The 19,134-nt window shown below is 58.1% G+C and carries 17 protein-coding genes and 1 tRNA gene; 16 read left to right on the plus strand and 2 right to left on the minus strand.

Features of this window, described 5'->3' with window-relative positions; translation table 11 throughout:
- Positions 1–21: 21 nt before the first annotated feature.
- The 11 genes from F8N36_RS12975 to F8N36_RS13025 all read left to right on the plus strand — a co-directional run bounded on the left by F8N36_RS12975 (position 22) and on the right by F8N36_RS13025 (position 12,069).
- Positions 22–1,158: a KamA family radical SAM protein gene (locus F8N36_RS12975; RefSeq protein WP_291333240.1), complete on the plus strand. Its 1,137-nt coding sequence runs from the start codon at positions 22–24 to the stop codon at positions 1,156–1,158.
- A gap of 11 nt (positions 1,159–1,169) precedes the next feature.
- Positions 1,170–1,889, plus strand: coding sequence for an alpha/beta fold hydrolase (locus F8N36_RS12980; RefSeq protein ID WP_291333241.1), 720 nt, complete (start codon positions 1,170–1,172; stop codon positions 1,887–1,889).
- A 1-nt stretch (position 1,890) separates the two neighbouring features.
- Positions 1,891–2,631 carry a 4'-phosphopantetheinyl transferase superfamily protein gene (locus F8N36_RS12985; RefSeq protein ID WP_291333242.1) on the plus strand — a complete coding sequence of 247 codons (741 nt, stop codon included), beginning with the start codon at positions 1,891–1,893 and terminating at the stop codon, positions 2,629–2,631.
- A gap of 296 nt (positions 2,632–2,927) precedes the next feature.
- Positions 2,928–4,001, plus strand: coding sequence for an ABC transporter substrate binding protein (locus tag F8N36_RS12990; protein ID WP_291333243.1), 1,074 nt, complete (start codon positions 2,928–2,930; stop codon positions 3,999–4,001).
- Between the two features lie 44 nt (positions 4,002–4,045).
- The gene (locus F8N36_RS12995; protein ID WP_291333244.1) at positions 4,046–4,651 is read left to right on the plus strand and encodes a DUF697 domain-containing protein; all 606 of its coding nucleotides are present in this window, start codon (positions 4,046–4,048) and stop codon (positions 4,649–4,651) included.
- 277 nt (positions 4,652–4,928) lie between these two features.
- On the plus strand, positions 4,929–6,614 hold the full coding sequence (locus F8N36_RS13000) for an ATP-binding cassette domain-containing protein (RefSeq protein WP_291333245.1): 1,686 nt from the start codon (positions 4,929–4,931) through the stop codon (positions 6,612–6,614).
- Entirely contained in the window at positions 6,611–7,102 is a 492-nt protein-coding gene (locus F8N36_RS13005; RefSeq protein ID WP_291333246.1) for a hypothetical protein, read from the plus strand. The genes F8N36_RS13000 and F8N36_RS13005 overlap by 4 nt, the downstream gene beginning before the upstream one ends.
- Positions 7,099–8,313: an SPFH domain-containing protein gene (locus tag F8N36_RS13010; RefSeq protein WP_291333247.1), complete on the plus strand. Its 1,215-nt coding sequence runs from the start codon at positions 7,099–7,101 to the stop codon at positions 8,311–8,313. Before F8N36_RS13005 ends, F8N36_RS13010 begins: the two co-directional genes overlap by 4 nt.
- A 12-nt stretch (positions 8,314–8,325) precedes the next feature.
- Positions 8,326–8,493: a hypothetical protein gene (locus tag F8N36_RS13015; RefSeq protein ID WP_291333248.1), complete on the plus strand. Its 168-nt coding sequence runs from the start codon at positions 8,326–8,328 to the stop codon at positions 8,491–8,493.
- A 51-nt stretch (positions 8,494–8,544) separates the two neighbouring features.
- Positions 8,545–9,666, plus strand: coding sequence for an ABC transporter substrate binding protein (locus F8N36_RS13020; RefSeq protein ID WP_291333249.1), 1,122 nt, complete (start codon positions 8,545–8,547; stop codon positions 9,664–9,666).
- A gap of 9 nt (positions 9,667–9,675) precedes the next feature.
- Positions 9,676–12,069, plus strand: coding sequence for an MFS transporter (locus tag F8N36_RS13025; RefSeq protein ID WP_291333250.1), 2,394 nt, complete (start codon positions 9,676–9,678; stop codon positions 12,067–12,069).
- Positions 12,070–12,118: 49 nt separating this feature from the next.
- On the opposite strand, the gene F8N36_RS13030 is transcribed toward F8N36_RS13025, so the two are convergent.
- On the minus strand, positions 12,119–13,135 hold the full coding sequence (locus F8N36_RS13030) for a formyltransferase family protein (RefSeq protein ID WP_291333251.1): 1,017 nt from the start codon (positions 13,133–13,135) through the stop codon (positions 12,119–12,121).
- A 93-nt stretch (positions 13,136–13,228) separates the two neighbouring features.
- On the minus strand, positions 13,229–13,930 hold the full coding sequence (locus F8N36_RS13035) for a M15 family metallopeptidase (protein WP_291333252.1): 702 nt from the start codon (positions 13,928–13,930) through the stop codon (positions 13,229–13,231).
- A 157-nt stretch (positions 13,931–14,087) separates the two neighbouring features.
- Here F8N36_RS13035 and selD point away from each other — a divergent pair, with 157 nt between their 5' ends.
- From selD to clpX, 5 genes are all read left to right on the plus strand, one after another.
- The gene (selD, locus tag F8N36_RS13040) at positions 14,088–15,146 is read left to right on the plus strand and encodes a selenide, water dikinase SelD (RefSeq protein ID WP_291333253.1); all 1,059 of its coding nucleotides are present in this window, start codon (positions 14,088–14,090) and stop codon (positions 15,144–15,146) included.
- Between the two features lie 309 nt (positions 15,147–15,455).
- Positions 15,456–15,539 (plus strand) — tRNA-Leu (locus tag F8N36_RS13045).
- Positions 15,540–15,566: 27 nt separating this feature from the next.
- Positions 15,567–16,919: a trigger factor gene (gene tig / locus F8N36_RS13050; protein ID WP_291333254.1), complete on the plus strand. Its 1,353-nt coding sequence runs from the start codon at positions 15,567–15,569 to the stop codon at positions 16,917–16,919.
- Positions 16,920–17,016: 97 nt separating this feature from the next.
- The gene (clpP, locus tag F8N36_RS13055) at positions 17,017–17,625 is read left to right on the plus strand and encodes an ATP-dependent Clp endopeptidase proteolytic subunit ClpP (protein WP_291333255.1); all 609 of its coding nucleotides are present in this window, start codon (positions 17,017–17,019) and stop codon (positions 17,623–17,625) included.
- Between the two features lie 2 nt (positions 17,626–17,627).
- A complete protein-coding gene (gene clpX / locus F8N36_RS13060) occupies positions 17,628–18,920 on the plus strand; it encodes an ATP-dependent Clp protease ATP-binding subunit ClpX (RefSeq protein WP_291333256.1) in 1,293 nt (430 codons plus the stop codon).
- Positions 18,921–19,134 lie beyond the last annotated feature (214 nt).

Raw genomic sequence — 19,134 nt, forward strand, 5'->3', positions numbered from 1 at the left:
TCGCAAACAGAGGCCGGAATAATGCACGCAGAACCTTGCTGGAAATGCCTTGATTGGAAAAAGGAACTTACCAACAATGTTGTCAGCATCGACCAGCTGAAGGAATACGCTTCCTTCAGTGCGGAGGAAGAAAAAATCCTTCGCGAAGTGGCAAAGGTGCATCCGGTCAACATTCCCCGTTATTATCTTAGCCTTATTGATAAAGACGATCCTGCCGACCCTATCCGCCGCATGTGCTTTCCTGATGCCGAAGAAATGGTGGTTGCCGGATCCATGGGGGCGACCACTGCCGACCCCTACGGCGACGACAAGCACGACAAGGGCAACGGCATGCTGCACAAGTATGACTGCACCGCCCTGCTGGTAACCACAGAGTGCTGCGCCATGCACTGCCGCCACTGCTTCCGCCGCCGCATCGTGGGGCACTCGAGCCAGCAGACCCTGCGCAACTTTGCCGGAGCGCTGCAGTACATTGCCGACCACCCCAAGATCAACAACGTCATTCTTTCCGGCGGCGACCCGCTCACCCTGGCGACCCCGGTATTGCAAAAAATGCTGGCTGGTCTGGCCGAAATTGCCCACGTGGATTTTGTACGCATAGGCACACGTATTCCTGTCACCTACCCGCTGCGCCTGTTTGACGATGCCCTTATCGACTCACTGCGCACCTTTGCCGAACGCAAGGCCCTGTATATCGCCACGCACTACAACCACGCCCGCGAAATCACGCCCACATCCACAGAGGGCATCAGGCGGCTGCGCCAGTGCGGGGCCACCATCAACAATCAGGCAGTGCTGCTGCGCGGCGTCAACGATACCGCCGAAGACATTGCAGAGCTCATGAACCGCCTGCTGGCCATTGGGGTGAATCCCTACTATCTTTACCAGTGCATGCCCGTTTCGCGGGTGCGGCACCATTTTCAGCTGCCGCTCAAGCAGGGCATTGCCATTGTGGACAAGGCCAAGGCCAGACTCAGCGGTTATGGCAAGCGTTTCAAATACATAATCGGGCACGACATAGGCAAACTGGAAATTTGCGGCATCAGTGACGGCAACGTTGTTCTCAAGCAGATGCACGCCCGCATCGGACACGAAGAACAAGCCTCGCGCATAATCATCCAGAAGCTTGACGACGACGCCGGCTGGGTAGACCTGTAGGCAGAGAGTGCATGCAACATTCTGAGACAACAACGCTTTTCTGCATTCCCCACGCGGGCGGAAACGGCGCGTATTACGCGCTGTTTGCCGAGTTTTTTCCACACACAGTCAAGGTTGTGCCGCTCGATCTGCCCGGCAAGGGGCGCCGTTGCCGCGAGCCTCTGCCCACCAGCATGGAGGCCATGGGCCGCGACCTGCTTGAACAGATGCTTCCAACCGCCCAAACCTCGCCCTACGCCATTTTTGGCCACAGCATGGGCGGCCTGCTGGCCTACGCCAGCGCGAGGCTTGCACGCGAAGCTGCACTGCCCCTGCCCAAGGCACTGTTTATCTCTGCCGCGGCCACGCCAGACAAGGTGCACACGGGCATGGACCGCCCGGTCTCAGCGCTGCAGCCGGGCGAACTGTGGGAATATGTCATGCGCATGGGCGGCACCCCACCGGGCGTGGCGCTTTCTGACGACTTCAAAAGATACATGGAACCCATGCTTGTGGCGGATTTTTCTGCACTGGAAAACTGGCGGCCAGCCCCCTGCCAGCCCCTGCCGGTTCCCATTCACGCCTGCATTGGCAATGACGACACTGTAACAGAAAATGAAGCCAGACTCTGGCACCAGTTTTCCAGCGCGGGCGGTACGGTACGTGGTTTCAGAGGCGGGCATTTTTACATTCAGCACCACTGGCGCGAGCTGGCCGAGCACATCGCGCGTACTCTATACCCGGCGGGCTAACATGCTGGCGCGGCTGTTTTGCCAATGGTCGGCACCCGAGGCCGAGGCTGGCGCAATTCTATGCGTTGGCCTGCATCTTGAAGACATGGCCGCGTGGGCCAGCCAGTGCGTGCCCTATACCACCGAGCACGAAAGACGCGAGGCCAGCCGCTTTGCCCAGATGGCTGACGCAGTGCGTCACCTTGCAGGCCGGGCGCTCGCACGGCGCATGCTGTGCGCCGCAACAGGCCAGAACAATATCGCCCCCTTTGCCCGCAGCCCCTACGGCAAACCCTTTTGCCCACAGACAAATACAGATTTTTCCATCAGTCACAGCGCCGACATGGTTTGGGTGGCGTTGTGCCGCACCGCCACGGTCGGTATTGATGTGGAACAGCTGCGTGCCCTGCCGGACGCCGCCGACCTCACAGACCAGCTGCACCCGCAAGAGCGGCAGGCCCTGCGGGCCCTGCCCGATAATGAGCTGGAAAGGACGTTTCTGCGCTGTTGGACCCGCAAGGAAGCTGTGCTCAAAGCCTGCGGCACGGGGCTGAACACGCCACTGCACAGCTTTTGCGTTAATACGGGGCAGCAACAGGACAACTGGATACTTTCTGCCCCAGTGGCTGACGCCTGCGCCCCACAGTGCGCCGCAGCCTCGCCAGACCAGTGGACCAGCCATGACATTGCCGCCAATGCCGCCTACCAGTGCAGCGTTGCTGCCTGCGGCCCACGCCTTGAGGTGATTGTACGGGTTATGTGAGGTGCCCCGTGTTTTGGTCGCATCGTGGCGAAAACCATGCAGATATGCCGGTTCTGCCTGCAAATTCATGTGGACGATACCGCTTTTCCTCTGATACATTCAAATATGGGCGCAAGACTTTGCGCACCGCGCCAATATGGCACATACACAGCCCGCAAACCCGGTTCCGAACCCGGCTCGGCTGAACCGCCACCCGGCGGATACACTGCGTCTTCGAGAGCGCATCAAAGGTATATTGTTCCATGAGCAGCCGCCTCAGATCGTTCCTCGCCATATTTGCAGCGGCGCACAGAGTCATGACGATGTGCGCGGTAATGCTGTGCGCCATGGCGTTGAGCACTGCTTCTCTGGCTGCTCCCGCCCCGCTGTCTCCCGCACCCCAGACCACCAAACCCAAGATTGCAGCCTATTTTGAGGCTGGTTCGTACTGGGAATTCAGCCTGCTGCAAAAAGAAATCATCAAGGCCCTGCAACAACGTGGGGTTGCCCAGCACATTATTTTTCCTGACGAATTTCATATCAGCCCCGGCTGGGATGCCCCAGACAGCGAGTACCGTGCCGAAGCCCGCAAGCTGATGGCCAACCCGGCCATTGATGTGATCATCAGCATGGGCACAGAGGCCACCAAGGCCCTGCTGGCCGAAAACAACGGCAAAACCCCCATCATGAGCGTGGACGTGGCCGACCCCGCTGGCGCGGGCATTGTTGACCCGGTGACCGGCAAGGGGGCCGCCAACCTGACCATCCGCTATACCAAGAACAAGTGGTTCAAGGTATTTGCCCTTTTTCACGAAGCTCTACCCTTTCGCCGCCTTGGCATCATGTACCACGACAGCCCCGAAGGGCTCTCGTACTCCAACGTTCGCGAAGCCCGCGAAGTGGCGCGCGAACGGGGCTTTACACTGGTGGAATACCCCTTTCTGGACAAGGCCGAGAGCATCGAATCATGCACAAAAGGCGTGAACAGGCTTATGCAGGAAGGCATAGACGCCTTTTACATCTCGGCGCTCAACTGCTTTGACTGGACCCAGGCCAACCCGCAACCGATATTTGATATACTGAATACAAAGGAAATAAAGACCTTTGCGCGCGACGGCAGTGTGCATGTCAGCAGGGGGGCGCTCATGGGGCTGTCCACCCTTGATTATGTGCCCTTGGGCAAATTTTATGCAGACCACATGGCCGCGCAGCTTGGACTTTTGCCGCCCAACACACAGCTTGAAGAAGCGGCCTATACCCCCAAGATTGCGCTGAACCTTGTGACAGCGCAAAGAATGGGCATGGATCTGCCTCTGGTTCTGCTTATCTCGGCAGACGAACTTTTTGACGCTACCCTCGCGGGCGTTGATAAGACGCGCGCTTCACAGTAATTTTTCCCGTAACCCTGAAACCGATTTTATCGAGGTTGCACATGATGAAAGATACGTTGGAAAACAAGGTTGACGGTGTAGAAGATCAGGCAGCCTGCCAGACCGAAGCAGAAACCTGCGAATGCGCTTGCCCCGCTGAAGAAGTCGTGGATGCCATCATTCGCAAGCGCGTTTACGGTGCCATCGGCATCGGCTTTGTGCCCGTGCCGCTGGTTGACTTTCTGGGCCTCACCGCCCTGCAGATTGAGTTGATCCATGCCCTTGCCAAGGCCCACGGCGTGGAATTCAAAAAAGAACGTGTCAAGTCCATCATTTCTTCGCTCTGCGGTGGCCTGCTGACCACCGCCAGCGTGCCCCTTGCCGCCTCACTGCTCAAAAGCATTCCTGTCATCGGCATCACCGCCGGTGCGGCCACCATCAGCATCATGGGCGGTGCTACCACCTACGCTCTGGGCTGGGTTTTTGACCGTCACTTCAGAAAGGGCGGCAACCTGATTGATTTTGACGCCGAAGAAGCCAAGACCTACTTCAAGGAAAAGGTTGAAGAAGGTAAAAACTTTGTGGGCAAGCTCAAGAAAAAGGTAAAGAAGGAAGCCGCTGAAGCCCCCGCCGAGGAATCCGCCACCGAGGCGAAGACCGACGCGGCTTAGCAGCCCCAAACAATATCGGCATCCCCTGATCGGTTTCGGGAATCAGACACAGGGGGCCAGACGGCTGGCCCCCTTTTAGCCATGCAACCATGGCATGATCGCCCCGTGCACCACTGGGCTGCAAGATCCATATGCCTTGCATAAGGCTGCTGCCGCAGCACGCGGCAGTGTGTGTACTATTGCGTTTGACAGCGCCGCGAACCATCATGGGCTGCAAACAGACCGCCAGACCTTTTTTATGGCGCGGCGCACCTGAACACCGGGGCCACAGAACCACATGCTGCAACTGAAAAAATCGCTGTTTCTGAAACTTCTGTGGGAGCAGGCAGGCGACGAGGGCAACAAGATTGTTGCTGCGTGCCTTGGCTCTGGCATCATGCAGGGACTTGCCGTTTTTTCGGTTCTACAGGGTCTGGAACAGCTTTCCTCAGACGACGGCCTACAGTTCCACACATTTTTGGCATTCATGGTCTGTCTCACAGCCTTTTATTTTCTTTTTCGGTATATTACGGGCCACTCGGCGCAAGTTGCCCTGCGCGGCATCATGGCATGGCGCATGCGCATTGCCTCAAAACTGCGCGGCGTCTCGCTGATTGAATACGAAAAGCTGGACAAAAACCGTATCCAGTCGGCCCTGCTTGATGGACGAGAAATGGTGGTTGAAGCCGCCCGCATGCTGGTGGCTGCCTCGGCCAATACGGTGATGGTGCTGGTTTCATTTGCAAAAATGGCCACAGTTTCCATACCCGGCACACTGGGCGTTTTTGTGCTGCTTGGCGCTGGCTTCTGGATTTTTTTGCAGCTCATCAACAGCGTGCATGCCCACATGGGCCCCGCCATGCGGGCTGATCAGCGTTTTTGCGCGGGCCTGCGCGACCTGTATGCGGGCCTGCTGCAGCTCAAGATGCACAAGCCAAGAACTCGTGCCCTTTTTGGCGAGCAGATCATTCCCGACCTCTCTGTCGCATCTGAGGCAAGAGACGCCACCGAACACCGGCACGCGCTGGGCATTTCATTTTTTGCCATGTTCAACTTGCTGATACTGGGGCTGATTCTCTTTATCATGCCCAAGGTTCTGGGGCTTGAGACATCTGAAACATCCTCGCTGCTCGTGCTGTGCATGTTCAGCCTGAGCCCGCTCATCAGCCTGATCACCTCTGTGCCCATGATGGCCAAGGTTGAAATGAGCCTTCAGGAACTGGCGGGGGTTGAAGCCCAGATTGACGCCGTTACCGAGCCCTTTGAAAATGATGGCGTTGTGGCCCGCTGGCAGCAGCCCGACCCGGCTATCCCCGATTTTTCATCCATCGCCATGCGCAACGTGCGCTTTGACTACCGCGACCGCGCCGGGCTGCGAGTCTTTGGCATTGACGTGGAACATTTTGAACTGCACCAGGGCGAGCTGGTTTTCATTCGTGGCGGCAACGGATCGGGCAAATCCACCTTCATGAAGGTGCTGGCTGGGCTGTATGCGCCGCAAGCCGGTGAAATGTACCTCAACGATTCCCTGCTCTGCGATGTGAACATGGAATCGTACCGCAATCTCTTCACCATTGTGCCCACAGATTACCACCTGTTTTCGCGGCCTCTGGGGCTCAACATCACCGCTGAACAGCTTACTGACGTGCTGCGCACCCTGCATATGGAAACCAAGGTCACCCTGCTTGAAGACGGCACATTTTCCACACTTGATCTCTCGGCGGGGCAGCGCAAGCGCCTTGCTCTTGCCTGCGCCTTGCTTGAAAAACGACATATCTACCTGTTTGACGAAGTTGCGGCAGATTTTGACCCCATCTTTCGCCGATATTTTTACGAAGAACTGCTGCCCGACATCATCAGACAGGGCGGCACCATTCTGGCCATCTCGCACGATGATCGCTACTTCCATGTGGCAGACAGGGTGCTGACCATGCGTGAGGGCGGCTTTGTGGAAGAACCCGCAGACCTGGGGAGCACGGCATGAAAAGCCAAGTGATACGCCTGGCGCTCTGCCTTGCGCTGCTGCTTGGCCTGTGCCCTGCACAAGGGGCAGCGGCCAAGGATCTGACGGGCAACTCGAATATTCAGCTGGTACGCGAACTGTACAACAACGTACGTGAGACGCTGCCCTCTGAAGTCAACGCAGCTGAAAACACGCAAACCATCCAGAACCGCCTTAAATGCTACGAGGAAAACCACGATTACGGCCAGCGTATACAGATCTGCAACAATAAATATGTCAAGGGCATTGTGCACCATGCCCGCAAGGCCGTGCATTCACGGCCAAACCTCGGCGAATTTGTACTTAATGTCGATCTTTGCCCCATTCTTTACAATATCTGCATGGGCCAGACAGAAGACGATAAAGAACGCTGCATACTTTTTGAAAGGCAGTGCATAGACTATACGCTTGACATGTTCTGGCGCGGCTCTGCGCAATATACACAGCAAACCTACCGGTTGGACCAATGAAAAGTCTCTGGGCAGCAATACGGGACAAAATACGCCGCAATCGCATACGGATCATCTGTGGTGGTCTTGTTACCACGCTGATAATCCTGTTTCTCTGGCCGAGCATTGTCATTTCCATCAAGCCCGGCGAGCTGGGTGTACTGTACGCGCGTTTTCGCGGGGGCACGCAGTTGCAGCACACCTACGAGGAAGGCATACATTTTATCCAGCCATGGAATATCATGTATATCTATGACGTGCGCGTGCAGGAAGAAACGCAGAACATCGACGTGCTCACAGTGGACGGTCTGACCATCAACGTGCAGATTTCGCTGCGCTTCCAGATTATCCGCGACCGGCTGCCCGCCCTGCATCAGGAAATTGGCCCCCGCTACCGCGAAAAGGTCGTACTGCCCATCATGAATTCTGCCGTGCGCCAGACCATTGGCAGCTACCGGCCAGACGACCTTTATTCCACTGCGCGGCAAGAGCTTCAGGATCAGATGCTTGTGGACGCCGTGGAAGAAATGGGGCGCATCCCCATTCTTATTCAGGGTTTTGTGGTCAAAACCATCACCCTGCCCGAAGTTCTGCGCGATTCCATTGAGCGCAAGCTGGTGGCCGAGCAGAGTTACCTGCGCTACAAATACATTCTGCTTGAAGAACAGCAGGAAGCGCGTCGCAAGATTATCGAGGCCGAAGGCATCAAGGCATACCAGATGCTCGTCAATGAGCACATGACGCAGAACTTCCTGCGCTATCAGGGCATACAGGCCACCAAGGACCTGGCGTCTTCGCCCAACGCCAAGGTGGTTGTTATCGGCGGCAAGGACGGCCTGCCGGTCATACTGAATGCCGATTCGCAAACGGGCGCAGCCTCGCCTGACGCTCCGGCTGACAAATCCGCAGACAAATCAGGCTCGCAGGGGTCTGCCGCCAAATCTGCCCAACAGGCGCCCGCCAGGCAGGATGCAGGCAGGCAGGACGCACCAAAGATGGATCAGGGCAAGACATCGTCTCCCCGACCTGGCGCTGCCTTGCCAGACAATGCACGGCCCGATGCAGCACGTTCAGAAGCCCCCCGGTCCGGCGCAGCGCGGCAGGATTCCGCGACGCAGCCCACTCCCGACGGGGTAAGCTGGATAGCCCCCGGCGAAAGCGTGACAGACTACATCAAAAGGCTCGACAAATCACTGCTGCAACCCAACCGTGGCGGCGCGGTCAGGCAGTAAGGGAGGCCCATCGTGCAGATGCTAGCTATCATACTTGTTCTGAGCCTGTTTATCGGGCTGCTGGGCATGAATTCGCGTCTGGGCTTTTGGGGCAATTTTTTTGCCAGTATTCTGCTCACCCCGCTGGTGGGATTGCTGCTCGTGCTTGCATCGGGCAGCAAAAAGCAACGGCACAACTAGCCCGCGCAGGGCACTGCACAATGAAAAATTTCTTTCGGGCGGCACTATAGCATGTATTTCAATGCGGCTGTTGCCACCATGCCCTTGCTGCGCCCGCAGCACCTGATACGCTTTATGCGTTCCATGCTCATGACTGCCTGCATTGCGATTGTGGCGGCAGTGCTGTGCCTCCCCTGCGGTTCCGCCGCCCTTGCCAACCCACCTGTCAAACGCATCGGGTACCTTGAGGCTGGCCCATTCTGGCTTTTCGACAATACATGGAACGCCTTTCGCGACGGCATGGGTAAATACGATGACATGCGCTGCGAATATCCGGCAGATGCCCGGCTGAGCCCCGGCTGGCAGCCAGAGCAGATGCGCCGCCTGCCGGAACTGGCAAAGCAGCTTTTACAGCGCAGGGATCTTGATCTTGTGGTGGGCATGGGCACGGCAGCCGTAAAGGCTCTGCTTGCGGTCAACGATGGCCGCACGCCCATTCTGGGCATGGGCATGGCCGACCCCATTGCCGCTGGCGTGGTCAAAAGCGCTGATGATTCCGGCGTGGACAACTTTACCTGCCGCGTAGAGGTTGACCGATGGTCTTCCATGTTCCGCGTTTTTTATGACGTGGTGCGCTTCCACAAAATGGGCATCATGTTCCAGAACAGTCAGGAAGGGCGCGTGTACGCGGCGCTGGGCGATGCACAGGCCATTGCCTCCGAGCTGGGCTTTGAGCTGGTGCTCTACGACGGTCTCTCCTCTGCAGAAAGCACCGACGAATGCCACAAGGGGCTAGACGAACTGCACAAAAAAGGCATGGATGCCTTTTTTATCGGCCCGCTCAACTGCTTTGACATTGGCGATGCGGGCATGGCCCCGCTGCTGCAAAAACTCAATCAGTGGAAGATACCCACCTTTGCCCGTGACGGCTCGGAATACGTCAAGGCCGGTGCGCTCATGGGCTTTTCTACCTGGAATTTCGGCCCCAGCGGCACAGCGCTTGCCGGGCAGGCCCACGCCATACTCACCGGCACAAAACCCCGCACCCTGCCCATGCTCGACCAGTCAGAGCCATCCATTGCCCTCAACCTTGCCACCGCCAAGGCCATTGGCTTTGATTTTCCCTTTGACGTTCTGGTAACGGCAGACGAACTGCACGAAACCATCAGCCAGCCGCACCCCGGCACGCCTTAAGGATCGCCCGTGCTCATCCGCGCCACGCGCAAACTGCGCATCAATGCATTGCTTCTTGGGCTGGGGGTTCTGCTGGTCACCCTTGGGTTCAACGTGCTGCTCTCTGTTTCCACATTAAATACGCTGGCGACAGACATGGTGCTTTCGGGCTACCGCAGCGGTGCGGAACGTCTTGCCCGCGATATCGAACGCGGCATGCGCTTTGGCAAGCCCCTGGCCTCATATGCGGGCATGGAAGAAATGCTGGCAGAACTGGGGCAAAGCGCTTCGGGCATGCGCCGGGTGGTTGTTGCCGATGCCAGAGGGCGAATTCTGTATGCCCAGCCCGCGCAGGATGCCTCCGGCACCACGCTCCCCACGACGCAAGCGCCCCATGAGGCCTCAATACAGCTTCCGGCCGATGCGGAAGCAGCACAGGCTCCGCATAAAATAGCCGGTGGCTACCGCCTGACCATTCCATTGCGCTACAAAGCCCCCGTGGGCTGGCTGGTGGTAGACATTGACGGCAAACGCATAGATGCGGCCACAGACGATTTTCTGCGCCTGTCGTCCATGCTGCTGGGCGCGGCCTGCCTGGTGGCAGGGCTGATTCTGGCTGGCCGCCTTGGCCTGCTTACCGGTCAGCGAGCTGTGGGAATGAGCCTTTCGGGCATGACCAGAATGCTGCTCATCATCATTGGGACAGCACAGGTGCTTTACGCCTGCGGTACGCTGGCGCTCTTTGACACCTACGTCAAACAGGCCGTGCACACCAAGGCCGACATTCTGGCCGAAGCCACCGGGCGTGATTTCGAGTACCTTATCCACAAGGGCGTGGATATTGCCAGCCTGCGCGGCAAGGATCAGGCTCTGGAACAGCTGCTGGCAGCCAACAACGAACTGGCCGGAGCAAGACTGCTCACCCCCGATGGCACTGCCATCGCCTCTGCCGGACATGTGCCCGATGCTTCGCTCAGCGTTGAAAAATCGCTGAATACCTACTGGCCTAGCCGTTTCCGCCAAAAGCAGGAAGTGCTGCGCCTGCAGCTGGCCTTGCAGCCCCAGGCTATCACAACGCGCATTTCGGCCCTGGCTCTCGACCTTGGTGCCTCGCTGCTCATCAGCTTTTTGCTCCTGCTTGAGCTTTCCAAGCTGCTGGGACTTATCGCCCTGCGCACCCTGCCCCACGATACGGCTGTGGCGGCTCTGGAGGGAACGCACCGTTCGCGGGCTGTTCAGGCCCTGCGGGCAGCCGGTTTTGTGTTCTTTTTGGGCTACGACATGGGCATTTCTTTTATTCCGCTGCTGGCCCGCCAGCTGTACGAACCACTGTTGGGCCTGAGCCGCGATGTGGCCATCGGTCTGCCCATTTCGGCGGAGATGGTCAGCGCCGGTGTGGCCCTGCTGTTTTCTGGCGGGTTTTCGCTACGATATGGCTGGCAAAAAGTCTTTGCAGCAGGAACTTTGGCCGCGGCCGTGGGCCTGCTGATGGGCAGCATGGCCAACAGCCTGCACCTGCTGATTCTGGGCCGCATTGCTGCGGGCTTTGGCTTTGGGCTGGTGCTCATGGCGGGACAGATCGGCACGCTGGGCAAGGCCAATGCCGGGGCGGGCCTTACCAGTGTATTTGCGGGTATTTTTTCAGGCAGTATTTGCGGCTCTGCCGCAGGGGCCATGCTGGCCGATCATATCTCGTTTCAGGCAGTGCTTGGCACGGCGGCCTGCACCATATTGCTTGCCCTGTTTACGGTAATGCTGGGCAGAGAATCTGAAGAAGAAACAGCAACCGTCAACGCGGGCCAGCCTGCAACACCACAAGGGCACATGTTCTCGGGCTGCATGCAGCTGCTGCAAGACCCGCGCATGCACCTTGTGCTGCTGCTGGTGGGTATTCCCGCTGCCATGTGTCTGACCGGCTTTCTGCACTATCTGCTGCCGCTCAGGCTGGCAAACGCGCACGTGGACCAGTCGGACATTGGCCGTATCTTCATGCTTTATGGTCTGTGTTTCATCACGGCTGGGCCGCTGCTTGGCCGGTGGATAGACCACAGGAAGGACAAATCCCTGTTCCTGACCCTCACGGGCCTGCTCTCTGGCATTACACTGCTGATTGCGGCAAAAGCCACAGGAATGGCGGGGGCTGCCGCCGCGGTCATCACCCTGGGGCTGGCCCAGTGCCTGGCGGCTCCGGCCTCGATGATCTGCGTGCTTACGCTGGCTACGGCCCAGAAGCTTGGCAGGGAAAAAACCGCCTCGGTATACCGGGGGCTTGAACGCATGGGGCAGGTGGCAGGCCCGGTTGTGTTTGGCCTTGCCATCAGCATCATGACATCAGCCAGCGCACTGCTGCTTATGGGCAGCATTATTTGCGTGCTGGCGCTGCTGTTCCACCTGCTGTGGCGAACCGGCAAGCCAAAAAGCTGACCGCAAGGGCACGCGGGCCTGCCTGTTTGCTGACGTAGTGCGGATGCTGCTAGGCGCTGGCCAACGCGCCCTTCTGTGTGCAGGCATCATCGCAATCCGTGTCATTTTCCTGAGTATTATCGGGGCAGCAGCCCGGGCGGCATTTCTGGCTGTGCGCCGCGCTGCAGGTCAAGCTGCTGGCAGAGGAGCCGTCGCGTGAACCGCCAAGCGAACCTACAAATTTTCTCAGTTCCGGCATGGCCGGGTCAGCCAGCCCACCCGGCAAAAACCACGACAAGATTTCATAATAGTCGTCTTCCCGCACCAACGGCCCTACCTTTTGCGTAAAGCTGCTAAATTCCGCCTCGGTGGGATAACTGAAATACTGCCGCCCTGCCGAGCTCTGCACGCAGGTTGAGAGTTCCCGCCCCGCTTCCAGTTCCGGCAGGTGGCGCAGCAGCGTATCTATGCCCGCAAAATAGGTGTGCACAAAGTTCCACAGCAGTGAGCGCCCGTAATCAATAGGCCACCAGCCAATCTCTACAATGGGGCCTGTGTCCAGCCCTGCATCCAGATGAAACAGCGTGCAGCCAGAGCGCGCATGACGGTGCTGCATGGCGCGGAAGGGGCTGCACAGGCCTTGCAGGTCGGGCAGTGCGCCGGGGTGCATGCCGTAGGTTCCCAACCGTGGCATATCAATAACTTCTGTAGGAATAACATAGTCATACCGGCAGGAAATAACCACATCGGGCGCAAGGGCGCGCATACGCTGCCGCGATTCTGCAGACTTCATGGGCCCCCAAAGTTCCATGGGGATATTGTGGCGCTGTTGCAGGCCAAGGTATGTCTGGCACGGTGCGGAATTGCCCTGGGGAAAGCGGGCCTCAAGCCAGGGCAGAATATGCTCAACCATCATGCCGCGCTCGTGCGCCACAAGGCTTGCCGCATAGTCATTGCTGCATTCGGCATCAAGCACATAGTCCGAAAGAACCACAAATACTTCATGCCGGGCAATAAGCCCCGTCAGCAGCCTGTTGAGGGCAACACATCCGGCAAGGTCTTTTTTGGCGCACACAACAATCTTCACGGCATATCCTTTAGTGAAACATTGCTGGGTATGCTACGCCGCAACCTTATGGATGGAAAGAAGAAAACGATAACCTTATATGGGGTGACCCGCTTACTCCACCGCAAAATTGAAATAGGTATCGGGATAGGGCTCGTTTTTAAGGGTGTAGTGCCACCATTCTTCTTCATAGCGCTTGAAGCCTGTACCTTCCATAATCCCCAGCAGCGCGGCCCTGTTGGTCTGCTGCTGCGGGGTCATACCCTTGGCCCCGTGGTGCGAAGCCTCACCAAAAAAGTCAAAAGGCGTGCCCATGTCCAGCTCTCTGCCGCTTTGCCTGTCCACAAGGGTCAGGTCTACAGTGCTGCCTCGCGAATGCCCCGAACGGGTGGCCACATAGCCAAGGTCAAACACGCGGGCCTTTTCCACCTGCGGATAAAATACGGATTTCATGCGAATATCGGCGGCATCCATCCCCCAGCGCACAAAGTTGTCCACTGCGGCCTGGGGCCGGTATGCGTCAAATATCTTAAGAACATATCCTTTTTCTTCGGCCGTTGCAGCCGCCTTGCACAGGGCTTTGGCCGCGGGTTCGCTCAGTATGGCCTGCGGGGCCGCATAGCCGTTGATACGCTTGCCCACAAAGTTGTATGAAGAAAAATAGCGTATTTCCAGAATCACGTTTTCACACATGTCGGTCACGTGCACAAACCCCTCATGCACGGCTGCCCGGGCCTGCATGGGCAGCAGTAACGCCAAAGCCAGAACCAATGCTGGCAGTAATCCGGAGAAACAGCTCTTACGACATGCATCCATGGGTGACTCCCCTTGTTTTTCAAAAGGCTTGGTCAGACACATTACGGCTTTGTCATTGCATCCTATAATCGCATGGCCGTCAATTAGCGGATTTTGACCTTTTGTCTTCAAGCAGGCATAATTAACGAATGAACAGTAAAAAACCAGGGAGCGCAGCATGAAACTGCTGGAAAAAGCCCGCGCGGCCGGTTGAGCCGCCAAGCTGGCTCCAGGGGCCCTGGAGCGACTTTTGCGCGGTTTGCCGTCTGATACGCGCCCTGACCTTGAGGCCAGGGTTCTGGCTGGTCGCGCCCGGAACGAAGATGCCGTAGTGCTTACCGTTCCCCCTGGCTGCGCCCTGGTGCAGACCGTGGATATTCTTGCGCCCATCGTCAACGATGCCTTTGCCTTTGGCCGCATTGCGGCTGCAAACGCGCTTTCGGACGTATACGCCATGGGCGGCCAACCGTGGAGCGCCATGAACGTGGCCTTTTTTCCGCAGGCACTGGCAGAAGACGATCCGCAAGGCATACTGGAAAATATTCTGCGTGGTGGTCTCGACGCGATGAACGAAGCCGGAGCCGTGCTGGCTGGCGGGCACACGGTACAGGACGATGAACTCAAGTACGGTCTCGCTGTCACGGGCATCATCGACCCCGGCCACATGGCCCGCAACGATGGTCTCACCCCCGGCAACCGGCTACTGTTGACCAAACCCATTGGCACAGGCGTGCTCTCAACCGCCGTAAAAGCCCGCTGGGACCATGCGGAAGAAAGCGAGGCCGAGGTTACGCGCTGGTGCTCGCGCCTCAACAGCGTAGCCGGTGCCGTGGTGCGCGACCTCAAGATTACCGCAGCAACTGATATTACCGGCTTTGGCCTTGGCGGCCATGCCCTTGAGATGGCCCTTGCCTCAAAAGTTACCGTGGTGCTGCACGCCGAGGCCTTGCCCCTGATGCCGTACGCTCTTGAATACGCGCGCGACGGGCTTATCCCCGCTGGCAGCCACCTGAACAGGAAGTATTGGGCCTGCTCCACCCGTGTGGCACACGGCGTGGACGAAGCCCTGACGAGCCTTGCCTTTGACGCCCAGACATCGGGAGGGCTTTTGCTGTCAGTGCCGCCAGAACAGGTGGCCGAGGCCCGCGCACGGCTGCTCGCCGGGGGTGACCTGGCCTGCGAGGTGGGCGAAGTAACAGAAGCCGAAGCAGACGGCACGGCCCTGATTTTGCGCTGACTCTGCCCAGCGGTTGAGTTGATTCTGTGCTGATTTTTTTGCTGCTGCCGCCCGGCAGTCTGCCATAAGCAAGCACGGCCAGCCGCCATGCTGTGGCCATGCGGGCCCAGACCAAGGCAGAAGCCGAAGCAGGGCCGCATGTAATTTTTTTAACATTATGGCTTGCCCTATTGGCAAAACGACTTATCTAAACCAAAGATTTTGGGCATAAGCCTGTCCGCCCGGTGCATCGGCCGCGAACGCTCCCGAAAAAGGAGCGTCCCTCGCGGCTTGCAGCCCACCGGCAAGTGTGCTATGGAAACACGCTTTGCGAGAGTGGCGGAATTGGTAGACGCACTGGACTTAGAATCCAGCACCATTGGTATGGGGGTTCAAGTCCCCCCTCTCGCACCAACTACCTCACCAGAAAAGGAGTCCCTCGTGGAATATAGCGCAGAAGACATTTCGCCGGTCAGAAAAAAGGTCGTCATCACCACCGAAGCCCAGGAAGTGGATGCAGCCATCATGGGCGCCGTGGCGCTGTACAAAACTTCGGTGCAGCTGGACGGTTTCCGCAAGGGCAAGGTTCCGGCGTCGGTCATCGAACAGCGCTTCCGCGACAAGATTTATGAAGAAGCCCGTCAGGACCTCATCAACGTGCACATCAATGATGTGATGCAGAAGCTCGACGTGTCGCCCCTCGCTGGTGTGGACGTTGACGCCAAGGGCACGTTTGAACGCGGCCAGGGCTATGTGTACAGCGTCGAATTTGAAATGCTGCCCAAGTTCACCCTGCCTGCCTACGAAGGCATGGAAGTGGAACAGGAAAAAGTGGTTGTGGACGAAAAGGAAGTGCAGGAAGTTATCGACCGCATTCGCCGCGACCGCGCCCAGCTCGTGCCCGTTGAAGGTTCCGGCCCCGCCGTGGACGGCCAGGTTGCCACCATCGACTTTGCCGCTTTTGAAAACGGCGAGCCCCTGGAAGGCGTGAAGGCCGAAAGTTTTGATCTGGCCCTTGGCGAACGCCAGGCCCTTGAAGATTTTGAAGCCCTGGTCAAGACCATCCGCTATGGTGAAGAAGGCGAAGGCCAGATCACCTTCCCCGAAGATTTTCTTGCCAAGGATCTTGCTGGCAAAACCGTCACCATGAAGGTGCGCGTGCATGCCATCAAGGAACGCAAGCTGCCCGAACTCAACGACGAGCTCGCCAAGACCGTGGGCCTTGAAAGCGTTGAAAAGCTGCGCGAAGCCATCACCGGCAGCTACACCCAGAGCCGTGCCAACCTCAACAAGAGCGCCGCGCAGAAGACCCTGCTCGACCGCCTGTTGAAGATGGTTGAATTTGAACTGCCCCCCAGCCTTGTAGAAACCCAGGAGCGTACGCTGCTGGGCGATATGGCTGCCCGCATCGAGCGTCAGGGCCGCAGCCTTGATTCCCTTGGCAAGAGCATGGACGAACTGCGCGCCGAAGTTAAGCCCCAGTCTGAAGAACTGGCCCGCTCGCAGGTTCTGCTGCTCAGCATTGCCAAAAAAGAAGGTCTTGACGTGACCGACAATGAGGTCAACACTCAGATCTACCAGATGAGCATGCGTACTGGCGAAGACTTCAAGACCTTGCGTGAAAGCTACGAGCGTTCGGGCATGATCTTTGTGCTGCGTGACCGCATGCTGGCCGACAAGGCCATGGATCTGGTTTATGCCAAGTCCAAGGTGACCGAAGTGGAACCCAAGGCCCCGGCAGCGGGAGCCGAGGGTGACGCCGCGCCGGGCGCACCCGCCAGCGCTCAGGACTAACTGAAGTATAAGGGAGGCGGCCTTAAGGCCGCCTTTTGGTTTTATTTTGCGGCCACGCCGCAGCCAACCGGCCCACAAGCCGCGCCAAGAGGCTTATATGTCGCTTGTCCCCATGGTTATAGAAACCACCGGCCGCTCTGAGCGGGCCTATGATATTTACTCGCGCCTGCTCAAGGACCGCATTGTACTGCTTGGCTCAGAGGTCAACGACACGGTCGCTTCCCTCATTTGCGCCCAGCTGCTCTTTCTTGAGTCGCAAGACCCGGAAAAAGAAATCTACCTCTACATCAACTCTCCCGGCGGCTCAGTTACCGCCGGGCTTGCCATTTACGACACCATGCGCTTTATCACCTCGCCGGTGGCAACTGTGTGCATGGGCCGCGCCGCAAGCATGGGAGCCTTTTTGCTGGCCGCTGGCAAGCCTGGCATGCGTTTTGCTTTGCCCAATAGCCAGATCATGATCCATCAGCCTTCGGGCGGTTTTCAGGGTCAGGCCACCGATATTGAAATCCACGCGCGCGAGGTGCTGCGCCTCAAGGAACGCCTCAACCGCATGCTGGCCGACAATACGGGCCGTCCCTACAAGGACATAGTCAAGGCTACCGAACGCGATAACTTTTTGACTCCTGAAGAAGCCAAGGAACTCGGCATTATTGACCGCGTGCTTGTGTCGCGGAACGAGATGGCTCAGGAAAAGAGCGAATAATTATGGCCAAGAACGATAAACCCACGGTGAGCGAACCCCTGCGCTGCTCCTTTTGCGGACGCAGCGAGCTTGAGGTTCGCAATCTCATCGTGCAGGACGGCGCCAGCATATGCGACAAGTGCGTCAAAGCCTGCAACGAAATTATCGCCCGCGACCAGATGGAAAGCCCGCAGAGCGAAGAACGTCTTCTTTCGCCCCAGGAGATCAAGGACCGCCTTGATCAGTACGTTATCGGGCAGAACGAAGCCAAAAAGATTCTTTCTGTGGCGGTGCACAACCACTACAAGCGCGTGTTTTATGCCAGCGCCCTAGGCGACGATGTGGAGCTTGAAAAAAGCAACATCCTGCTTGTGGGCCCCTCTGGCAGCGGTAAAACCCTGCTTGCCAAAACTTTGGCCCGGGTACTGCGCGTACCCTTTGCCATTGCAGACGCCACCACGCTGACCGAAGCCGGCTACGTGGGCGAGGATGTGGAAAACATCCTTGTGCAGCTGCTGCAAAATGCAGACTACGACCTTGAATCCGCCAGCAAGGGCATCATCTACATTGACGAAATCGACAAGATTTCGCGCAAGGGCGATGGCCCCTCAATCACACGCGATGTTTCGGGCGAAGGTGTGCAGCAGGCCCTGCTCAAGATCATTGAAGGCACAGAGGCCAATATTCCTCCCAAGGGCGGGCGCAAGCACCCTCAGCAGGAATTTATCCGCATGAACACGAGCAACATCCTGTTCATCGTGGGCGGTGCCTTTGTGGGCCTCGACAAAATCGTGGGCGGCCGCATGAGCGGCGGCGCCATGGGCTTTGGCGCCAAGGTGCGCGCCAGCAAGGATATGCCCCTTGGCGAGCTGCTTGACCGCATCCACCCGCAGGATCTGGTGAAGTTCGGTCTTATCCCCGAATTTGTGGGCCGTATTCCGATCATCACCCATGTGGACGAGCTGGACGAACCCGATCTGGTGCGCATCCTCACCGAACCCAAGAACGCGCTGGTGCGTCAGTACCAGAAGCTCTTTGGGCTTGAGAATGTTGACCTGCGCTTTACGCCCAACGCCCTCAAGGCCATTGCCGCCAAGGCCATTGAACGCAAGACGGGCGCGCGCGGTCTGCGCAACGTGATGGAACGCATCATGCTCGACATCATGTTCAAGCTGCCATCCATGCCCAACGTGCGCGAATGCCTGATCAATCAGGCTGTTATAGACAAGGGCAAGGAGCCTGTGCTGCTGTTTGGCGACAAGGCCGACGGCGCAGACGCCACCAAGGCTCAGGCCGGGGGCGACAAGGCCTCCTAGGCCGCAAGTCTGGCCGCGCCGTTTCATGCGGGCTGACGGTCCGGCTCTGTGCGGATTTTCCTGAAATCCGTGCTGCGAAGTGTCTGCAGGCGAACCTGTTGCAGGGGTCGCAGGCCGCAAGGCTGCGCTGCAACGGCACAATGCTTCGCCACAAGCAGGCATTTCTAAGTGAACATGCTCCAAGTTCCGCCGGGCGGCGCTGACCGCCGTCCGG

The sequence above is a fragment of the Desulfovibrio sp. genome (genome assembly GCF_009712225.1).
Taxonomy (GTDB): Bacteria; Desulfobacterota; Desulfovibrionia; order Desulfovibrionales; family Desulfovibrionaceae; genus Desulfovibrio.

Bases quoted from the DNA above. Each gene is read 5' to 3' on its own strand.
- F8N36_RS12990 (WP_291333243.1), top strand. From the start codon at position 2,928: ATGACGATGTGCGCGGTAATGCTGTGCGCCATGGCGTTGAGCACTGCT.
- F8N36_RS13010 (WP_291333247.1), top strand. From the start codon at position 7,099: ATGAAAAGTCTCTGGGCAGCAATACGGGACAAAATACGCCGCAATCGC.
- F8N36_RS13020 (WP_291333249.1), top strand. From the start codon at position 8,545: ATGTATTTCAATGCGGCTGTTGCCACCATGCCCTTGCTGCGCCCGCAG.
- F8N36_RS12995 (WP_291333244.1), top strand. From the start codon at position 4,046: ATGAAAGATACGTTGGAAAACAAGGTTGACGGTGTAGAAGATCAGGCA.
- F8N36_RS13035 (WP_291333252.1), bottom strand. From the start codon at position 13,930: ATGGATGCATGTCGTAAGAGCTGTTTCTCCGGATTACTGCCAGCATTG.
- F8N36_RS13005 (WP_291333246.1), top strand. From the start codon at position 6,611: ATGAAAAGCCAAGTGATACGCCTGGCGCTCTGCCTTGCGCTGCTGCTT.
- clpP (WP_291333255.1), top strand. From the start codon at position 17,017: ATGTCGCTTGTCCCCATGGTTATAGAAACCACCGGCCGCTCTGAGCGG.
- F8N36_RS13000 (WP_291333245.1), top strand. From the start codon at position 4,929: ATGCTGCAACTGAAAAAATCGCTGTTTCTGAAACTTCTGTGGGAGCAG.
- F8N36_RS12980 (WP_291333241.1), top strand. From the start codon at position 1,170: ATGCAACATTCTGAGACAACAACGCTTTTCTGCATTCCCCACGCGGGC.
- F8N36_RS12985 (WP_291333242.1), top strand. From the start codon at position 1,891: ATGCTGGCGCGGCTGTTTTGCCAATGGTCGGCACCCGAGGCCGAGGCT.
- F8N36_RS12975 (WP_291333240.1), top strand. From the start codon at position 22: ATGCACGCAGAACCTTGCTGGAAATGCCTTGATTGGAAAAAGGAACTT.
- clpX (WP_291333256.1), top strand. From the start codon at position 17,628: ATGGCCAAGAACGATAAACCCACGGTGAGCGAACCCCTGCGCTGCTCC.